Annotated in this window: 15 protein-coding genes; 5 read left to right on the top strand and 10 right to left on the bottom strand. The window is 60.3% G+C overall.

Annotation, left to right across the window (positions count from 1 at the left end; translation table 11 throughout):
* Window positions 1-6 precede the first annotated feature (6 nt).
* Window positions 7-3285 (bottom strand): MEMAR_RS02690 family S-layer glycoprotein, encoded by a 3279-nt coding sequence (locus tag E2N92_RS03390; protein WP_220682295.1) that lies wholly within the window; start codon window positions 3283-3285, stop codon window positions 7-9.
* A 376-nt stretch (window positions 3286-3661) separates the two neighbouring features.
* A complete protein-coding gene (locus E2N92_RS03385) occupies window positions 3662-4717 on the bottom strand; it encodes a hypothetical protein (protein ID WP_220682294.1) in 1056 nt (351 codons plus the stop codon).
* Between E2N92_RS03385 and E2N92_RS03380 the strand changes: the two genes are divergently transcribed.
* Window positions 4698-4889 carry a hypothetical protein gene (locus tag E2N92_RS03380; protein ID WP_220682293.1) on the top strand — a complete coding sequence of 64 codons (192 nt, stop codon included), beginning with the start codon at window positions 4698-4700 and terminating at the stop codon, window positions 4887-4889. The genes E2N92_RS03385 and E2N92_RS03380 overlap by 20 nt on opposite strands.
* A 640-nt stretch (window positions 4890-5529) precedes the next feature.
* On the opposite strand, the gene fen is transcribed toward E2N92_RS03380, so the two are convergent.
* Entirely contained in the window at window positions 5530-6531 is a 1002-nt protein-coding gene (gene fen / locus E2N92_RS03375; protein WP_220682292.1) for a flap endonuclease-1, read from the bottom strand.
* A gap of 30 nt (window positions 6532-6561) precedes the next feature.
* The gene (locus E2N92_RS03370) at window positions 6562-6876 is read right to left on the bottom strand and encodes a hypothetical protein (RefSeq protein WP_220682291.1); all 315 of its coding nucleotides are present in this window, start codon (window positions 6874-6876) and stop codon (window positions 6562-6564) included.
* A gap of 56 nt (window positions 6877-6932) precedes the next feature.
* On the opposite strand from E2N92_RS03370, the gene E2N92_RS03365 reads away from it, so the two are divergent.
* On the top strand, window positions 6933-7841 hold the full coding sequence (locus E2N92_RS03365; protein WP_220682290.1) for a presenilin family intramembrane aspartyl protease PSH: 909 nt from the start codon (window positions 6933-6935) through the stop codon (window positions 7839-7841).
* Here the strand turns inward: E2N92_RS03365 and E2N92_RS03360 are convergent.
* Window positions 7734-8759, bottom strand: a complete 1026-nt coding sequence (locus E2N92_RS03360) for an NOG1 family protein (protein ID WP_220682289.1) — start codon at window positions 8757-8759, stop codon at window positions 7734-7736. The genes E2N92_RS03365 and E2N92_RS03360 overlap by 108 nt on opposite strands.
* Before the next feature lie 44 nt (window positions 8760-8803).
* On the opposite strand from E2N92_RS03360, the gene E2N92_RS03355 reads away from it, so the two are divergent.
* The 3 genes from E2N92_RS03355 (at window position 8804) to E2N92_RS03345 (ending at window position 10981) form a co-directional block, all read left to right on the top strand.
* The gene (locus E2N92_RS03355) at window positions 8804-9679 is read left to right on the top strand and encodes a CBS domain-containing protein (RefSeq protein ID WP_220682288.1); all 876 of its coding nucleotides are present in this window, start codon (window positions 8804-8806) and stop codon (window positions 9677-9679) included.
* Between the two features lie 760 nt (window positions 9680-10439).
* Window positions 10440-10649, top strand: a complete 210-nt coding sequence (locus tag E2N92_RS03350; RefSeq protein WP_220682287.1) for a histone family protein — start codon at window positions 10440-10442, stop codon at window positions 10647-10649.
* An 80-nt stretch (window positions 10650-10729) separates the two neighbouring features.
* Window positions 10730-10981, top strand: coding sequence for a PRC-barrel domain-containing protein (locus tag E2N92_RS03345; protein WP_220682286.1), 252 nt, complete (start codon window positions 10730-10732; stop codon window positions 10979-10981).
* Here E2N92_RS03345 and E2N92_RS03340 read toward each other — a convergent pair.
* From E2N92_RS03340 to E2N92_RS03320, 5 genes are all read right to left on the bottom strand, one after another.
* Window positions 10963-11661 (bottom strand): phosphoglycolate phosphatase, encoded by a 699-nt coding sequence (locus tag E2N92_RS03340; RefSeq protein WP_220682285.1) that lies wholly within the window; start codon window positions 11659-11661, stop codon window positions 10963-10965. The genes E2N92_RS03345 and E2N92_RS03340 overlap by 19 nt on opposite strands.
* Window positions 11662-11673: 12 nt before the next feature.
* Window positions 11674-12654 carry a DNA repair and recombination protein RadA gene (gene radA / locus E2N92_RS03335; protein WP_220682284.1) on the bottom strand — a complete coding sequence of 327 codons (981 nt, stop codon included), beginning with the start codon at window positions 12652-12654 and terminating at the stop codon, window positions 11674-11676.
* 2227 nt (window positions 12655-14881) lie between these two features.
* The gene (locus E2N92_RS03330; protein ID WP_220682283.1) at window positions 14882-16192 is read right to left on the bottom strand and encodes an OB-fold nucleic acid binding domain-containing protein; all 1311 of its coding nucleotides are present in this window, start codon (window positions 16190-16192) and stop codon (window positions 14882-14884) included.
* Between the two features lie 12 nt (window positions 16193-16204).
* Window positions 16205-17497 carry a diaminopimelate decarboxylase gene (lysA, locus tag E2N92_RS03325; protein WP_220682282.1) on the bottom strand — a complete coding sequence of 431 codons (1293 nt, stop codon included), beginning with the start codon at window positions 17495-17497 and terminating at the stop codon, window positions 16205-16207.
* Window positions 17494-18642 (bottom strand): LL-diaminopimelate aminotransferase, encoded by a 1149-nt coding sequence (locus E2N92_RS03320; protein ID WP_220682281.1) that lies wholly within the window; start codon window positions 18640-18642, stop codon window positions 17494-17496. Before E2N92_RS03320 ends, lysA begins: the two co-directional genes overlap by 4 nt.
* Between the last annotated feature and the right edge of the window lie 90 nt (window positions 18643-18732).

Below are 18732 nucleotides of genomic sequence, written 5' to 3'. Positions count from 1 at the left end.
CCCTCCTCACGCCCCGATCGCGCAGAGTGTGCCGTTTTCGGTCATGTAAAGCCAGTATCCCTTCGCCGGCAGCATCTCTCTGCTGTCGCTGTGGATGCCGCTGCCGCCCCTGATGATCGAGGTCTCGTACTGCTGGTTCATCCTGTCGAACCCGATGAGGGTGGTCCATGTGTCTTTCAGGGAAAGAAGGGCGTCTCGTGCGGCCGCGGGCCTGGTTTCCGAGAGTCCGACGGCGTTCCACCCGGCCGTCAGCGCGCGTTCGGAGGGCGGCTGCACCGAGGCGGTGGAGTAGGTGAGGGGGATGGTCGTGGCCGTGGTCGAGTAGATCCAGTAGCCCTCAAGCGGCCTGAGGGGGTCGTCGGCTTTCAGGGCCGACCAGGTGCCGGAGGCGGTGTCGTACCTGAGGACCGAGTGATCGGCGGTATCGACGGCGGCGAAGATGGCGGCGGTGTCGCTGCCAGTTGCCAGGTTCCTGGGGATAGAGACGAAGTTCCATCCGGTGGAGAGGGGTATGGCGGTCGTCACCGGCGGCGTTCCCCCTGAGGGGGTGAAGCGGAGGATATACTCGCTCCCTTCTACCAGGGTTTCGTTGCCGTCCATCTGTCTGACTCTGAAGAGGGTCTGATCATGGGGGGAGGAGGTTGCAGGGGCGTTGCCGTTCAGACTGATCTCGATCCTGACGTTGTTGGATCCTGCTTTGTACGCGAGGTCCCATCCCGAGAGACGGAGATACCTGGATGAAGATTTCTTTGGATCAATGAAGAGGTTCCTGCCGTTCACCTTGAGGTTATAACTCCATGTCAGATCCTCCAGTTCGGAGTAGAATTCAAGGCTTTCGTCATCAGGGAAGGTGTAGTCACCCGCGTCCTTCAGGTCAAGCACCCCCTCTACCAGAACGCTCTCGCCGGCATTGATGCGGTCCGGGAACGGAGAAGAATAGAGAAATACCCTATAGTTCCCGCCCGAAGGCTCGGGCGGCAGATACGAATCTCCCTCCAGGGTGAAGGTGGCGCTTCGTGAGACATCGTTGTCCACCGACTCGATAATGAAAGAGTATGTGTCCGGCTGGAACGTTTTCGTGTCAATCTCGCAGGACCACCGGTTGCGATCGGTGCCCTCGTCGATCCAGACCCATCCGGAAGCATGGGAGAAGGGATCATAGTACGAAGTCTTTTCAGAGGGCTCGAAGGACGTGGAGGAGACGTCGAAATTCAAATAATCATTGACGGCGATGTTGGTGGTGCCGGTGATCGTGAACCGGTCCCCGACGCTCCTGTTCTCGATCGGGTCGATAGCGATCCAGGGTTCTTCGACCATAAAGGAGGCCTTCTGGTAGATATCATAACAGTGTGGGGACTCGATCATGTCGGTCAGGGCGGTCGCTGCGTCTGAGGCGGGAAGAGTTCCCAGGTCGACGATATCTGAGGACCAGTCGTTGGCGATCCTGCCGTCGGTGGCGTTGTCGGGCATGACCGGGAAGACGTTGAAGAGATGATCAGCCATCGGGTGCTGGACGACGATATAATGCTGGCCGCTGGAGAGCATCCGGGTGTCCTCGCGATAGAGGGTATACTCGAAGGTACCGTCGGCCCTGACCGGCACCTCCGCACCGAAGATGCGGAAGTTCTTTCCGAATAGCCAGAGGGCGACATGGTCAGGGGCACCGGTGGCGGTGCCTGAGATGGTGAGGTAGCCGCCTTTGGCGAACCTGGACTCGATGTCGTCGAGAGAGAGGGTCGGATTTTTGAGGTAGACACCGATGGTCTGGTACCTGACGTCATCCAGGTTCGACCTGTGGACGTACCCGTCCGCGTTCTCGCTGGCACTGACGGCATAGAGGGTGTACGTGCCGGAGTCAAGGACAAAAGGAGAGTCGGCGTCGAAAAATTTCGAGGTGTCCCAGCGGTATCCCCAGGTATCGTCGGACTCCACCTGGCAATGGACATAGTTGCCCCTCGAAGCATAGGCGGTGAGGTCGTCGAGCGAGACCCCGTTGCCGTCGCCGATGTTCGGACCGGTCATGAAGAGGTAGATCTCCTCGCTGTCGGTGTTGGTCCCACAGAGTTTGATCTCCTCCCCATGGTAGTAACTGCCCGCACCCTCGGCCGTGACGGTGACTTCACCTCTCTGGACTGTGACCGTCACCTCGTCGGTCTTCGTGGCGCCGTCGGGGTCGACGACCTTGATGGTGAAGGAGCGGTCTTCGGTGCTGGCGGTGGTGTCGATACCGATGGTCCTGAGGCCTGAGGTGGTGGTGGTGATGATCGCTGCCGTACCGTCGACGGTCGTACCGCCTGCATCCTTTGCACGCTCACTGTTGGCAAGGGCGTCAGCGGCCGTATCGGATGCACCGGTGAAGGATGCACCATCGGTAAGCACCACACCCGACTGACCGGGCTTGATGTACGGGTACTGGTCGGCCGGGATCCCGGCGTCTTTGATGTACAGGTAGTAGGACTTCTTGAGGTCTTCCTGGACGGTCACAGTAAAGGCATTGTTCCTGATAACATTCTCCCTGTCGGCCTCGATGGAGAGGTCGATGGAAGAGATGGTGAATTGCACTCCGTTGGAGTAGTCGGCATAGTCGGAGAAACCACGAGGGCTGTCCCAGACGGCGCGGGCCATGTACGTGTCGTCGTCGAGGTCGGCAAGGTGGACGTCGTCACCAAGGAAGATTGTTGAGTCGGTGAGATCCTGGTTGGTGAGGTCCACGTCGCCGATCTTGGAGAAAACGGCGCCGTTCGACGCCTTCAGTTCGATCCTGACCCGGGCATACTCGTCACCGTCCCGGTAGTTGGTCCCGACCCTGCCGGAACCGACCTTGAAGAGGATTCCGGTGTCCGGGGTCACGGTCTTGCCGGCGACCGAGGATGACCTGTCAGAGGCAAGGACGACGTCGAGTAAGAGTTTGGGTTCGCGGAGGTAGACCCTGGAGTTCGTGGTGTAACTCGCGGTCTCGGCAAAGTAGGTACCGAAATCGACAGAATCGTAGTCGTACGACGTCAGATCCGTACTGATCGTGAGAACCCCATCCCGCTCCACAAGCCCGAACTGGTTCATCTGACCATATTCGGGGTTGTCTTTCTCGTACCTGGTCAGGTACCTGAGGCTCTCCCCGGTCCCGGTGAACACCGTCTCGTTGAGTGCGGAGAAGTCGAGGTTTTCCGTCTCTTCGTACGCGAAGAAGGTATCGCCGACCGCGATGTCCCGTGCCGTACCCGGCGCTGTCATCAGAGAGAGCCCGATGACCAGCAGCACAACACATGCTTTTCGCTCTAAATTCATAGTTAAGTCCTCTTTTTTTCTTCAGTGCGTTCACAGGAGGGGCTGAGTCTTTAAGAAATCATTTTTGGAGGGATTTTTGAGAATATTGGGCGTTGAAAGGTACTAAATTGGTAAATCTGCTCTCCTGTAGTCTGATTTGACTATTATGTCATCGACCTTAAATGTGTCGTTTTTATTTTAGTTCCAGGATGGTGTTCGGCGCTCTCCTGAAGGGATGACGGATTCGAGAGTGGTCGCGCCGCAATCGGGGGTGTGGACCCGCCTGATATTCTCTATCATGAGCGATTCAATAAAGCAGAAAAAATGGTTCTAGGGTGTACCCTGTTGTGGAGAGAGGATTTGGAACCTCCTGTCCCTGAGCCCTCTCCCCTACGGATCACCGACGACCAGCGATCGGAACAAGGGCGGTGCCGGAGGCAAGAAACCGTAGGTTATATTCATCAAATTTTTCAAGGGGAGTGACATATTCAGCCAGGAGAAGATAACCGTCGTCTGTCGTGACGATCCCTCTGCCCATGTCTATCCCGGGATAACCGCTGGTCTTCTGCCAGCAGAGTTCTCCGTCAGGACCGAACACCACGACACAGGAATCGGTGACAGATTCGGTGAAGGGCGGGCAGGTGCGATTGTACGAGCATGTCCCGAAGGCGACGATCTCGCCGTCCGCCCCCTCGACAAGGCCCTCGATCGTTACCGGTTCCAGTTCTTCATACTGTCGCTCCCAGATGATGGAGCCGTCAGGATCTATTTTTTTCAGGGTCCGGACCCACGTATGCTCATGGAGCACGCTGCCGGCAACGACAAAACCGTCCTGCACAGGGAACGCGTCTGAGAAGTCATGTGGCCATCTCTCTACAGAGAGCACGGTGCCATTCGGGTCGGTCGTGATACGCGAAGATGTGGTGGTGATGAAGAGCGTGTCACCTGCATCTGCGATACCGGTCACAGAATCACCGGTATCGCTCTGAGGGACGACACAGGAGGTCTCAAGAAGGGGGACGCCGTCGGCGTCGAGGTGTCCGAGAAAGATCTCGTCCTTCTGATCTTCTTCGGTACTCTGGTTGTCCAGTTCCCCTGCGAAGAAGAACCCGCCGTCGGCGGCGCGGGCGATTGCCAGGATTTCAGAGTCATCCTCCCGCGTGCTCACGCGCTCCCACCGGAGCGTGCCGTCGTCGGCAAATTTTGCAGCCCACGCTTTCCTCTGGTTGCTGCCGGCGACGACCCACCCGCCGTCGGGGGCGGCGACGGCGGCACGGGGTCTGCCGTCTATGGAGAAAGTCCAGCGAGTTGAACCATCCGCTCCAGCCCGGGTGAGGAGGGTTGCAGAGGTCGGATCGTCCTCCGGCAAGTAGGTGACCGCGTTGACGACCTGGAGGTAGCCCCCGTCCTCTGCCGGGAGGAGAGCGATGGGGATGAGGTCGGCGGTACTCATCGGTGCCCTCTCCACAAATTTCGGGGGAGAATCCGGCAAAGAGAGGGGCGTGCCAGCCGTTGGGCATATCGATGTGAGGATGAGTACCAGAAAGATGAATGAAGCGATCAGACGCATAAAGATCATCCGGGGTGTGAATAGATACGTTTTGGGTTTTGAGAATTGGTGGTGAGGCGAAAGCATGCCTCAGGCATATTGCATGAATTTTTTTCGTCGCAACTCTGTGGGGGTGGTGTGAGCATAGATCCTTGCTCCTCCTTCGAGCAGGAGGATACCCCATGGGACCACCACTTCATTGCCCCCTCACCTATCCTTGTCGTGGGAAGTTCCGGGGGGCAACGCCCCCCGGCGCGAGACAGCGGGAAAGATCCTGCGATGAGGGCGGCCGATCCGATCGACGTGCCTTCCCGCAACACCGCGCCGGGGACACTGCCCCCGGACCCCCGGAATAGCGATAGGGCCGGGAAGGCAGAGGGCGGATCATTCTGAAGATGGATCTGGAATGTGCGTACCAGTCCAGAAAGCGTTTGGTGGATTCAAACCATTATGCAAACACGGAGAGATGATCGTCAGGATCATTTTCATGGAGCATATTCCAGAAGTATCTGGACTGATCAGCCGTGCCGCCCATCAAGAGAAGAAAGCGTGTTTCCTTGCTCTCTCCCGGCGGGGGGAGACCCCCCGGACCCCCCACGACGAAGATAGGGGCGGGGCGGCAGCACGCTCTTGAACGACACCGTACTTCAGAAACGTCTCCCCCTCACATAGCAAGGCCGGAGAGTTTTGGGACGAATCAAAAAAAGTTCGGAACTTCAGAACCACGCGTCCAGCGTCTTCTGCCCCGTCTTCATCCCCAGGCGTTCGAGCGCGCTCTCGACCCTCCCCTCTGAGAAGGCATACTCCTCGCAGAGCATTTCCACGATCCCGTCGCGCGCCGGGCTCTCCCAGGTGAGACGGTAGTCTTCGGTGACCGGCGGGTCCAGGAAGAACCTGCGGATCGGTCCGGGGTCGAACTCAGGGGCCTTCTCCGAGATCGTCTCGGCGAACATCCCTTTCTGCACGATCTTCAGGGCCGTCTTCGCCCCGACCCCCCTGATCCCGGGATTGAAGTCGGTCCCGACCAGGATCCCGATCTCGACAAGGCCCTCGCGGGTGATCGAGAGCCCGTCCAGAACGCTCTGGAGGTCGTACGTCTCAGGGCGCACCGTCACCGTCCGGCCGCGCATCTTCCTTTTGCCTGAGATGGTGAGGTTCCTGACCAGGTGCGGCGCCCCGAAGAGGAGGGCGTCGTAGTCCTGGGAGGCCGCCGCGCCGACGTCGCCCCGCTGTGCCATGAACGCCGCCTGGGCCTCGCCCTCGCTCGGCGCCTGGACGCACGGGATGCCCATCAGCGCGAGCAACCGTTTTGCCGACGAGATCATCGCCGCGTCGATCTTTGCCGAGGCCCTGGCCTGCTTGTAGGCCTCCTCCTGGTCGCCGCGCGCAAGCGCCTCTTTCCACGCCTCGCCGGCGGCGTCCCGCACCTCCCGGCGCTTCTCGATCGTCGTGCTCTTCAGCTCCGGCGGCGCGCCGTCGAAGACGTAGACCGGCCTGACCCCTTTCTCCAGGAAATTGACGTTCCTGAAGAAAAGTCCCGAGAGATGGGAGGTGACCCGGCCGTCCCTATCCATCAGCGGGGTGCCGTCGGGCTGCCTGATGATGGAAAGAAACTGGTACAGTGCATTGAAGGCATCGACTGCCACGACGCCCCGCATCTCCTCGAGGTCGGTCTCCTGCCGGTAATCCTTGATGATATCTCTGAGTGCAACGCCCATGAAAAAATCACAAAAACATTGTGTGGTCTTTTATCGGTACATCCTGCGAGTGATCTCGCTCACTGTCGTATCGATATGCTGGACGGTGTTATCATATTTCTGTGCCATCGTGCGGGAAAGTTCCTCCATGTTCACCCTCATCGTCCGCTCGCGCGAGACGACGCTCTCCTCAAGCCGCCAGACCTTATAACTGAGGGAAAGAAAGAGTCCGCCGAGAGAGAGCATCATCAACGTCGTCGCCACGGCCATGGTCAGGTCCTGCCAGACCCGCCAGACCAGCGTGAGGGTGGAGACCACGAGGACGATGGTGAGGCCGATGTCGACGAAGACTTCTCTGATCTCCATGCTTTTAGATAATAGAATACCATTAATTAACCTAACGATACTAGAAGAGGTCTGCAATGGATATCAGGAATAACATCCCTCTGTTGGTGATGCCGATCATGCTCCTTCTCGTGGAGGCCGTCGGTATCTTTCTCGCCCTCCCCATGCAGGCGGCCGGTGTCGTCGCCTTCGAAGACCCCTCGTCGGTCGCAAACCCCTTCATCTTCATCGCCCTTCTCCTCGGCTTCACCCTGGTCATGCTCGTCCTCATCAAACTGGGTGGCAAACGGGTGATCCTCGCGCTTGTCGCCCTCTCGGTGTTCCTCACGCTCTACTTTGTTTTCTGGAGCCTTGGGGTTACTGCGCTCGGCCTTTCGACTTTCGGACTGCCGTTCGCCCTTGGAGGTGCGGCGCTCGGGACCGCTCTCCTCTTCCTGTATCCTGAGTGGTACGTCATCGACACCCTCGGCATCCTCATCGCCGCCGGGGTCGCCGCGATCTTCGGGGTCTCCCTCGCCATCCTCCCGGTGATCCTCCTCCTCGTCCTGCTGGCCGTCTACGACGCCATCTCGGTCTACAAGACGAAGCACATGATCGCCCTCGCCGAGGGGATCATCGACCTCAAAACCCCCATCCTCTTCGTCATCCCCAAACGGCGGAGTTACTCGTATCGGCAGGAAGGAGTGAACCTTGGAAAAGAGAAAGACGAACGGGGAGCCTTCATCATGGGCATGGGGGATCTGATCATGCCCTCGGTCCTCGTCGTCTCGGCCCAGGTCTTCCTCTCCGACGCCACGGTCCTGGGCCTCTCGGTCCCTGCGCTCGGCGCCATGGTCGGATCGGTCGCAGGGATGGCCGTGCTGCTGTACTTTGTACTCTCAGGTCGGCCGCAGGCCGGGCTCCCCCCCCTGAACGGCGGGACAATCCTCGGCTTCCTCCTCGGGTGCGCCCTCGTCGGGGCGTGGGGTTGGCTCCCGATAATGTGAGAGGACGACATCGAGCACCTCTTTTACTCCTTTTCCGGTCTGAGCCGACATGGAGTACTCGGCCTCGCTCTCCGCGCCGAGGTCGGCCTTGTTGGCGACGATGAGCACCGGCACCTCCACTCTTGCCTTGATGGCATCAAGGAGGCGGCGCTGGTCCTCTATCGGATAACCGCAGTACTCGCTCGGGTCGAGGATGAAGACGACCAGGTCGGCGGTATGGATGATCGCCGAGATCGCCTGTTCTTCGATGGGGTTGCGCTCCTCTTCCGCACGGTTGAGCAGACCCGGGGTGTCGACAAACTGGATCCTCTTGCGTCCTTCATACCGGTGGCCGACGATCACTCCTTTGGTCGTGAACGGGTACGAGGCCACTTCGGGTTCGGCCGAGGAGATGCGGTTGATGAACGAGGACTTGCCCACGTTCGGGTACCCGGCGATGACCACCGTGAACTCGTCATCCTTGATGTCGGGAAGTTTGCGCAGGACGTTCCTGGCCTCGTTGAGGAAATGCAGGTCGTCGTCGATCTGGTGGACGATGGAGGCGATCCTGGCAACCGCCCGCTTCCTGATCACGGCGGTGTCCTCGGCCTTCCTGATCTGCGTCCCGCCGTGCTCCCAGCCCATCCGCTTGGTGTGCATCGCAGCCCACCCTACATTGCCGAGTGCCATCTTCAGCCGTTCGATCCCGAAGAGCGCCTCGACGGTGTCCCGGTAAAAGGGCGGTTGCTCCTCAAGGACCGGGAACGACTGGATGATGTGGACGAGGCGGTCGTGGACCGCACTTGAGACGGCCCTGACGAATTCCTCGTTTGCACGATCTTTGTTCATCTTTTTCTGCATTTTTTTCGCAGCACGTCGGAAACTGCGGTCTAGTACTTCGTCTGCCGTCGGAACGGTCGGTATTCTTTCAAAATCCACAGCACCCACAACCAAGATATTAATGAAGAGTCCCTAATTCTATTATGGATTTGTCCCTTATCCAGAAAGAGATACTCATCACACTCATCACTCTCTACCATCAGCACTCACGCGCGATCAAAGGCGAAGAGATTGCTGAGGTTCTCAAACGCAATCCTGGAACGGTTAGAAACCAGATGCAGTCTCTCAAAGCGCTTGGACTGGTCGACGGTGTCCCCGGCCCGAAGGGAGGGTACAACCCCTCGACGCGGGCCTACGCGGAGCTCAACATCGGCGAGTACGAGCGCGAGTACATGGTGCCCATCTCCAGGGGCGGCGTGGAAGTCGAGAGCGTCAACGTAGCTGAGGTGGACTTCACCACGCTCTGTCATCCCGATATCTGTCATGCCCTGATCAAACTCATCGGGAGCGTGAAGATCTTCGATATCGGTGACGAGATCACCGTCGGCCCGACGCCGGTGAACAAGATGCTCATCAAAGGTGAGGTCTTCGGGAAGGACGAGGTGCAGAGTTCTCTGCTCATCTCGATCGGCGAGATGATCTCCCTGCCCAAAAAGTCGGTCAGGTATTATATGAGCTCGCCGCTCATCTCCCTGCCGTCCACCGCCACGCTCAAGGACGCCGCATCGATCTTTGCCAGGCACCACATCCACGGTGCCCCGGTGATGGACGGCGACGATCTGCTCGGGATCGTCACGCTCAGTGACCTTGCCAAGGCCATCGATCAGGGGTTCGATCCCTCGACGCCGGTGACCCGCGCGATGACCTCTGACGTGATCGAGGTCGAGGCCGAGAACAAACTCTACGAGGTGATCAGGCGCTTTAAGGAGAAGGAGATCGGGCGCGTGATCGTCGTCGAGGACGGGAAGCCGATCGGGATCATCACCCAGACCGATATTATCGGTGTCTTCCTTCTCTGATCTTTTTTTGCTGGATAGTGGCTCTGGAGAGTCGTGTGTGAGGCTTCTGTTTTAGGGGCTTTGGAGAATTCACCATGAACGCCGGGCTCAAGCATACGCGATGAAAATTTCACGTCGCTTGCTCTCTTTCTTTTTCAAGACAGGAGAACTGGTGGAGACCTCGCTTCACCGCCGCCCCTGTCTATCCTCGCCGTGGGGGTCTGGAGGGCACGGCCCCCCGGCGCGAGACGGCGGTGAAGATCCTGTGAAGGGGCGGCACGCCTGATCATCTCGTCTTCCCATACGCGCCGGGACGTTGCCCCCGAACCCGGGGGGTGCCGCACCCCCGGGCAGGAGGTGCGGGGCGTACTCTCCCACCGGTTCTCATCCATGGTGGCGACCCCCCTTCTCCCTCGTGCCCGGGGTTTCGCCGGGGTCTGGTTCGGTCCTGATGCCGCCTCACTCGTGTGATCCTGAGGTGATCGTGGCGTGGCTTGAGGGGGCTTGAAATTTGAAAAAAACCTATTAAATATCTTTTCTGATCTGCCCTCTCTGCCCCCGACCGGTGCGGTCGGTCCTCTCTGCCAACCACCCGGCCGATGGGTATGCCCTGCCTGAAGACCCTGACCGCGACCCAAGAACATCCATATGGGTGGCATGGATGGGTCGTCACCTGATTGAGACACCCACAAGTATAAATATTGGTATCTACATCATGGGATGTGTTATTTCAACTCTCCTAAATGCAATGAGGCAGGGTTGACCGAGGAGGTGAAGAAGAATGAGTGAACTACCTATTGCTCCGGTTGGCAGGATAATCAAGAACGCCGGTGCAGAGCGCGTCAGCGCTGATGGAAGTGAGGCGCTCGCTGCGCTCATGGAAGCATACGGAACTCAGATGGCGAAGGAAGCGATCAAGCTCACCAGACATGCCGGCCGCAAGACTGTGAAGGCGGTCGACATCAAGATGGCATCCGAGATTCTCAAGTGAACACCCGCAGAATTCTGCGGAAAAGCAAATCTCCCTTCTTTTCAAAGGATATATATATTTACGAAGCGCACCGAAAAATCATGAATACTATCTTCTCACGGAGTCTTGCGCGCAAGCAGGTGATGAGCAGCGACGGTATGCTCATCGGCCAGATCAAGAACCTGCTGGTCGACCTCGACAGCGGGGAGGTGATCGACCTGATCGTCAAACCGGATCACACCTTTGACGCTTCAGGGTACCGGATGGACGGTGAGATGATGCTCGTACCCTTTGAGGCGGTCAAGGACGCCCGCGACTACATCGTCGTCGACCGTTATCTCTCCAGAAAGTAAGGCCGGTATTTCCTGACAATCTCGACGAAGCCTTCCCCATACTTTTTTTCTGCGACATATTCGGCGGCGGCCATCGGGCCGGGCACGGCGTTGCCGACGGCGGCCCCGACGCCTGCGCGCCTGATCATCTCGGTATCGTTCTCCGAGTCCCCGATCGCCAGGAAGTCGTCGGGTACGAGATCCATCAGGGCCGCCAGTTCGGCGAGGGCCGATCCCTTCGTAACCCCGTCGTACTGGAGATGGATCGCAAAGCCGGTATCGACGGCCCTGACCGGCATATCGGCGATGACCTCGGCGGTCTCCGCCGGACTGACGGTGCGCGCGAAGGCGACGTCGGCAAAACGGTTTTCCGGGGAATAAAGCGTGAGGGCTTTGCCCTCTTCTGCAAAGTGCTCCTCGATACGGTGGTACGCATCCCAGCAGGCCTCCTGACGGCCGGCGACCTGGAGTTTGCCGTCGAACCGGTAGCGGTAGACACCGCCGTTCTCACCGATGATGCTCCCGTCGGTCCCGATCATCTTGCAGAGGATGTCCAGGGAACAGGTGGTGTTGCCGCTTGCAAGCACCACCGGCACGCCGGCGTCCACCAGGTTACGGATTGCTTCGATGGCGGCGGTGGAGATCCGCCGCCTCCGGTCGGTGAGCGTCCCGTCCAGATCGGTGACGACCGCCTTGAGCACTCCCGACCACCTTCAGGGCTTGAGCCCGCCTTCTTCGACGACGAATGCCGCCTCGCCCTCGGGCAGGTTCGGGCTGTCCACCAGTTTCGCGATCCGACGGCCGCCCTTGCTCTTGCGGAGGTACAGTCTGAACTTCGCGGCATGGCCGACGATGTTCCCGCCGATCGGTTTGGTCGGGTCGCCGAAGAAGACGCCGGGGTTGGACTGGACCTGGTTGGTCACCAGGACCACGGCATTGTGCTCCTCGGCCAGTTTGGCCAGGTCGTACATGTGGCGGTTCAGTTTCTGCTGCCGCACCGAGAGGGTGCCCCTGCCTGCATATTCGGCCCTGAAGTGAGCGGTGAGGGAGTCGACGACGATGAGTCTGACCGGGTACTCGGTCTCCTTCAGTTCGTTTGCGAGGTCGCGCGCACTCTCGACCAGGAGCATCTGGTGGTCCGAGGTGTAGCCTTTCGCCACATGGATATGTTCGAGGAACTCCTCAAAGGGCGGCACGTCGTATCCTTCCACTTCAAGGCCCCGGACCATCTGCTCGATACGTTCGGGACGGAAGGTGTTCTCGGTATCGATATAGACGCACGATCCACCCAGGCCCCCGAACTCCTCAGCGAGATAGGCATTGACCGCCATCTGGTGGGCGATCTGACTCTTGCCTGAACCGAACTCGCCGTAGACTTCGGAGATAGACTTGGTCTCGAGTCCGCCGCCGAGGAGTTCGTCGAACTCAGGGACGAAGGTCTTGAGTTTCTTGACCTCTTTTCGGTCTTCCAGAACAGCGATCCCGGTCTTGAACCCGCCGATGTCGGCGAGCTCGCGGGCAGCCTTGATGACTTTCTTCGCGCTCGACTCCCCGATCTCCGCCGCTTCGGCGAGGTCGGCGGGCGAAGCCGTGGCGATGCTCTCAACCGTTGCATAACCTGCTTCCCTCAGTTTGTCGGCCGTGGTCGGGCCGACACCAGGGAGGTCTTCAAGATCCAGTGAACCAGAGGACATGATTTCTTTCACTCCGTTAGATATGGGGTCTCACACCAGCAGAAGAGGTGCGGAAAGCCGGGAAAATACACGCGAGATGGTGGTCTCCGGGCACACATATCATTTTCGTACCTTCTCATTAGTCACCTTCCCGTGCGCGGGGTGAAAGTGAACGCGCGGGTGCGCGGGAGGTCGGTGCCCTCTCTTCTCATGCGTCTTGTTTCTCTCCCTGAGGGTCGCGCGGGGACACTATCGAAAATCGGCTCTGTAGAAAACATTCTCTTTTCATCACCTCAACCCCCTATGAACTGAATCCATCGCCTTCCCTCATGCTCACGCCGGGGGCTCCGCCCCCCGCCCTATCCTTACGCGAGACGGCAGAACAGATTCGACGATGAGGGCGGCATGTTCGGATCACCACGCTGTCCCCGCTGTCATGACCCCGGAGATAGAACCTGCACAGAAGAGCACCGATCCACTCTCAGCGGGATCATGCGCTTCGTGCCGTCCCCTGTCCCATCTTCTCGCGAGAAGGCAGGACAGATTCGATGATGAGGGGATGGCATGACGCCGTCTCCTGTCTAATCTTTTCGCGAGATGCCGGAAAAGATTCAGTGATGAGGGGGACGGCGCGGATTATCATGACGCTGTCCTGTTGTCATGACCACGAAGATAAGTGGAGGACGGAAGAGTGGCGATCATCACTCGGCGGGATCGCATGTGATGCCGTCCCCTGTCCAATCTTTTCGCGAGATGCCGGAAAAGATTCAGTGATGAGGGGGACGGCGCAGATTATCATGACGCTGTCCTGTTGTCATGACCACGAAGATAGGTGGAGAACGGAAGAGTGGCGATCATCACTCAGCGAGATCGCATGTGACGCCGTCCCCCGTCCTATCTTCTCACGAAAAGGCAGAACAGTTCATGTGAAGGGGGATGGCATGTTCTGATCATCACGCCGTCCCGCTTTCATGACTCCGAAGACTGGAACTGGACAGGAAAGGGTCGATCATTCCTTTCAGCAGAGAAGCGCACCAGCCCCGTGCCGTCCCCGCTCTCTCCTTTCGCGAGACGGCAGAACAGATCGTACGATAGGGGACGGCCTGTCTGGATCATCACGCCGTCCTGTTTTCATGAACCCGAGGATAGAACCGAGATGGGAGATGACTGTCCTTCCTTCATCAGGATCACGCACCCTACCGCCCCCGCTTTATCATCTCGTGAAATCGCGGGAGAGATCCTACGATACGGGGCGGCACACCTGATCGTCGCACGTTTTTTCTCGTCTCAACCCCGGAGATAAACCCTGAACGGAAGAGCGCCGATCATGATTCAGCGGGAACGCGCGTGATGCCGTCCCCCGTCCTATCCTCACGCGAGGCGGCAGAACAGACCTGGTGCGGTGGGACGGGTATCTCTGACTCCCTCATCTCCTTCCCACACCCATACCTGCAGGGACACCGTCCCGCATCCCAAACCCCGAAGATAGAATCGGGCCGGCCACGCCAGAAAACCGATCACTTCTTTTAGAGCAGAACAGCAGAGGGGCACACCACCGCGTGCCGTCCCCGCCCTATCTTCACGCGAGATGGCAGAACAGATCCGGTAAAAGGAGACGGCACGTTTTGATCATCATACCTTTCCTGTCAGCATGACCCCGGAGATTGGAGCAGGACGGGGGGTCGGTCAATTATCGGCTCTGTAGAAAACATCCTCATTTCATCACCACGACCCCCTATGACCTTCATCCATCGCCTTCCCTCATGCTTGTACCGGGGGCGCTGCCCCCGGACCCCCGGGATGAAGATAGAGTCGGGAAGGCGGAGAGATGACCACAGAGAGGGGGTTACAGTCCACCCCCCTATCGTGATGCAGGGGGACCGGGGGGCGGCCAGTCCCCCGGCGAAGAGAACCATCAAGATGATTTACCATGAAAATGATCCTGACGATCCTCTCTTCAGGTTTGCATGAGAGTTTGAACTTGCCATATCACATTGAAGCCGATATGCAGAGGATAAAAAATTCCTCTGATGGATCAGCCGCCCCGAATCGCCAAATCTCTCCTACAATCTCGCGCCGGGGGAAACCCCCGGACCCCCACGACGAAGATAGGTGGGGGCGGCGATGGAACACGATCCCCCCAGATTCTCCTGTCTTGAATAGAGAGAGTGCAAACGACGAGAAATATTCATCCCGTATGCTTGAGCCAGAGGTTCATGCCCCGGTCAAAAAAAGAGCAGGAGGCGATTCAGATCCTGGGTACTTTTGCAATCTGCTCAGAGATGTTTTCCAGGCGGTGCTCCAGGGACGAGCGACTGATCCCGGCCGGTTCGATCGCGAAGGGGGTGATCAACCGTCCTTTCAGAACTCCGTCCACCCGCACCTCCTGGCCGGGGAGGAGGTCGCAGGATAGGAGGAAGGTCTCGTGCCCGTTGTCGAGCGTCGTCCCGAGCGGAGAGGGGACGACCGTCCCCTCGAAGGAGACCTCGTTCTCCCGCGCCTGTGGGAGGACGAGCAGACTCCCGCGCCCGACCGAGACCTCGACCCCCCCGTACCGTCCTTCCTGAGCGCGGGCATGATAGACCGTCACCTCGTCGCCCTGACTGAGGTCTGCAAGGGCCTGGTCGCCCCAGAGGACGAGTTTTATCGTTCCCGAATCGTCGGCGATCTCGAGGTTGCGCACCCACGACCGTTCCCCGTTCCTGGTCGTAAACCCGTGCGGCGGCTGTACCGCCGTGACCTTCCCGGCCACCGAGATCGTCTGGCCTGGCCGCACCTCCTCTGCTCTCGTGAACCGGACCGCCACCTCGGTGGCGACCCGTTCGATGCTTCCCCCATCGCCGAGGCTGAACTCGGTTCCCGCATCCCGGCCACGGCCGCCCGGGCGTGCGCCGACGATCCTGACCGAATCGCCGGGAGCGATCCTGGCGAGCATCTCGGTTTCCCAGCAGACAAGCCTGGCCGTGCCGGTCTCGTCGCCGATCATTGCCGGGACCATCGTCCCCACCGACCCGTCTCGCCTGGAGAAGGTCTTCTGATCCTCGATGGCCAGCACCCTCACCACCAGGTCGCCGGTCCCGACCGGCGAGGTGCAACTCCGCTCGGTGTCGAGGGGGCACTCGATGGAGACGCTGGACTTTCTGAGGGCCATGGCCGAGAGGCTCCACCCGCTCCTCCCCGAGAGCCGGCCGATCACCTCGAGTACCTCTCCTTCCTCGACCTCCTCCACCGCCCCGGCCTTCTCGTCCCAGAGCACGACCTCCACCCTGCCGGTGGCGTCGCCGAGGAGAAGGGTGGCGCGCACGCCCAGGTCGCCGTCGGCACGGGAGAACTCCTCGGGCTCACCGACCCTGAGCACCCTGCCGAAGAACGAGAAAAGAGAGGGGCCGGGGCGGATATCGGCGATCCTCAGATGTTGCCGCCCGCAGTCGCCGACGACCAGAAGGGCCGCGGCGTTCTCGTCGAGCAGCCCTCCCGAATCGTGGACCCGCTTCTGGACCCGCTGTTCGAATTCCTCACGGTTGATAAGGTCGTCGACGAGGGCGTAGTGGAAGTGCACTCGCGACGCTCCTCAGTCCTGCCAGGCAGGCTCCTGCATCGCGGCGGTGACGTCGCCGAGGTCCTCGGCGCGACGCATCAGGGCGTGCTTCCCGCCGCGCACCGCCACCTCGGCGCAGCGCGGGCGGCTGTTGTACTGCGAGGACATCGCAAACCCGTAGGCCCCGGCGTCCAGGACGGCGACGAGGTCCCCGGCCTCGGGCGCGGGGAGGTCGCGGTCCTGGGCCAGCAGGTCGCCGGTCTCGCAGATCGGTCCGGCGATCGTATAGGTGCCGTCGGCCGGTCGGTCGGCCTTGTTCGCGACGACGACCTCGTGGTACGAGTCGTACATCGCCGGCCTCACCAGGAGGTTGAAGCCCGCGTCGACGTTCACGAAGGTGCGGTGCGCCCGTTTCACCGAGTTGACCCGTGCAACGAGGACCGAGGAGTCGCCGACAAGCCAGCGGCCTGGCTCCACCCAGAGGGCCGGGTCGATCCCCGCGTCCCTGATCCCCTGCAGGAAGACCGGCATCACGGCGGCGGCGTATTCCTCGGGAGTCGGGGCCGCGTCGGTGTCGTGGTGGTACGGGATCCCGAGACCCCCGCCCACATCCAGGAACCTGATCTCGGCGCCGAGATTGGTGACCTCCTTTGCGACCTCGACCATCACGGCGGCCGCCCGTGCAAAGGGTTCGACCTCCAGGATCTGGGAGCCGATGTGGCAGTGGATCCCGGCCGGGTCGATATGCTCGCAGGCCAGCGCCTCGGCATAGGCCCCGACGATCTCTTCTGCCGGGATCCCAAACTTGCTCGTCTTCAGGCCGGTGGCGATCTTCGGGTGGGTCGGCACCTCAAGGGCCGGGTTGACCCTGAAGGCGATCTCGACGCTCTTCCCGGCCTCGGCGGCCGCCGCCTCGAGCTGACGGAGTTCGTCGATGGAGTCGACCGAGACCCGCACGCCCGTCTCGACGGCGAGGGCGAGGTCGGCCGGGCTCTTGGAACTCCCGTTGAAGAGAAGGCGGTCTGGTTGCATGCCGGCCTGCAGAGCGAGTTCGAGTTCGCCCGACGAGAAGACGTCGGCGCCCGCACCCTGCTCGGCAAGCGCCCGCATGACCGCCAGGTTGCCGTTCGCCTTGGCCGCGAAGAGCACCTGGACCGCGGGGTAGTGGGCGGTGAGGGCCGAGGTGAACCGTTTAAAATTCCCGACGATGCGGTCGAGGTCGGTGACATACAGCGGCGTGCCGTAGGTTTCGGCGAGGTCGACGATATCGCGGCCGCCGATATGGAGGTGACCGCCCTCGACGGTGAGGTGGGACGGGAGTTTCACAGGGCCACCCTCCCGATCCGCTCGACGGCTTCCTCGATCCGTTCCACCGACCTGGTGATGGCGAAACGCACGTAACCTTCGCCGCTCTCGCCAAACCCAACTCCCGGCGTAACGACGATCCCGGCATCGTTCAGGAACTTTGCCGCCGCCGTCATGCAGTCGTCGACCGGCATCCAGACATAGAAGGTCGCCTTCGGGGCCTGGACATCAAACCCGACCTCACGCAACCCCTTCACCAGGGCGTCCCGCCGCTCCTGGTACACGGCGCAGGCGTCGGCGACGCACTGCTGGGAACCGGTGAGCGCGGCGATCCCGGCGTGCTGCACGGCGTCGAAGACCCCTGAATCGACATTGGACTTGACCCGCGTCAACCCGGAGAGCACCTCAGGGCTGCCGACCGCCATCCCGATCCGCCATCCGGTCATGTTGTAGGTCTTGGAGAGGGAATGCATCTCGACCCCGACCTCCTTTGCCCCGTCCGCCTCCAGGAAGGAGGGGGCTTTGTAGCCGTCGAAGGTGATCTCGGAGTAGGCGTTGTCGTGGACGACGACGAGGTCATGCTCGCGGGCGAACTCCACGACCTCGTCGAAGAAGGACATGGGTGCGGTCGCGGCCGTCGGGTTGTTCGGGTAGTTGAAGAAGAGGAGCTTTGCCCGCTTCAGGACGTCCGCCGGAATATCGTCGAGGACCGGCAGGAACGCGTTCTCTGCGCGCAGGGGCAGCAGATGCGTCTTCCCCTCGGCAAAGAGCGTCGAGGTCTTGTAGACCGGGTAGCCCGGGTCGGTGGCCAGGACATAGTCGCCGGGATTGACGAACGCCTCAGGAATGTGGGCGATGCCGTCCTTTGAGCCCATCAGGGCGACGACTTCATTGCCCGGCTCCAGGGAGACCGAGAAGCGGTTCCTGTACCACGTCGCGACCGCCTCCTTGAAAGGAAGCATCCCGTCGTAGGCAGGGTAGTGGTGGTTCTCGGGATCCTTGACCGCCCTGACCATCGCCTCGACGATATGGTCCGGCGTCGCGAGGTCGGGGTCGCCGACGCCCAGGTCGATGACGTCAACGCCTTCGCTCCTTTTCTGAGCTTTTAGTGCGTCGATCCTGGCAAAGAGGTATGGTGGAAGGTTCTCCAGTCTCTGCGAGTACATCGTCCTAGTTATCGCGTGGCAAGGATAATTAAGTTCGCACCCCTTTCCGGGGCGAGGGATCGGCACCCCGGAGAAGAGGGAAAACAGGGT

The organism is Methanofollis formosanus, assembly GCF_019633745.1.
Classification (GTDB): Archaea; Halobacteriota; Methanomicrobia; order Methanomicrobiales; family Methanofollaceae; genus Methanofollis; species Methanofollis formosanus.
This window is presented reverse-complemented; position numbering and strand designations above follow the sequence as displayed.

What these genes read in the sequence shown, in the direction of transcription:
- E2N92_RS03390 (WP_220682295.1), bottom strand. Translation starts at nt 3,285, where the DNA reads ATGAATTTAGAGCGAAAAGCATGTGTTGTGCTGCTGGTCATCGGGCTC.
- E2N92_RS03380 (WP_220682293.1), top strand. Translation starts at nt 4,698, where the DNA reads ATGAGGTCGGCGGTACTCATCGGTGCCCTCTCCACAAATTTCGGGGGA.
- E2N92_RS03385 (WP_220682294.1), bottom strand. Translation starts at nt 4,717, where the DNA reads ATGAGTACCGCCGACCTCATCCCCATCGCTCTCCTCCCGGCAGAGGAC.
- fen (WP_220682292.1), bottom strand. Translation starts at nt 6,531, where the DNA reads ATGGGCGTTGCACTCAGAGATATCATCAAGGATTACCGGCAGGAGACC.
- E2N92_RS03370 (WP_220682291.1), bottom strand. Translation starts at nt 6,876, where the DNA reads ATGGAGATCAGAGAAGTCTTCGTCGACATCGGCCTCACCATCGTCCTC.
- E2N92_RS03365 (WP_220682290.1), top strand. Translation starts at nt 6,933, where the DNA reads ATGGATATCAGGAATAACATCCCTCTGTTGGTGATGCCGATCATGCTC.
- E2N92_RS03355 (WP_220682288.1), top strand. Translation starts at nt 8,804, where the DNA reads ATGGATTTGTCCCTTATCCAGAAAGAGATACTCATCACACTCATCACT.
- E2N92_RS03350 (WP_220682287.1), top strand. Translation starts at nt 10,440, where the DNA reads ATGAGTGAACTACCTATTGCTCCGGTTGGCAGGATAATCAAGAACGCC.
- E2N92_RS03345 (WP_220682286.1), top strand. Translation starts at nt 10,730, where the DNA reads ATGAATACTATCTTCTCACGGAGTCTTGCGCGCAAGCAGGTGATGAGC.
- radA (WP_220682284.1), bottom strand. Translation starts at nt 12,654, where the DNA reads ATGTCCTCTGGTTCACTGGATCTTGAAGACCTCCCTGGTGTCGGCCCG.
- E2N92_RS03320 (WP_220682281.1), bottom strand. Translation starts at nt 18,642, where the DNA reads ATGTACTCGCAGAGACTGGAGAACCTTCCACCATACCTCTTTGCCAGG.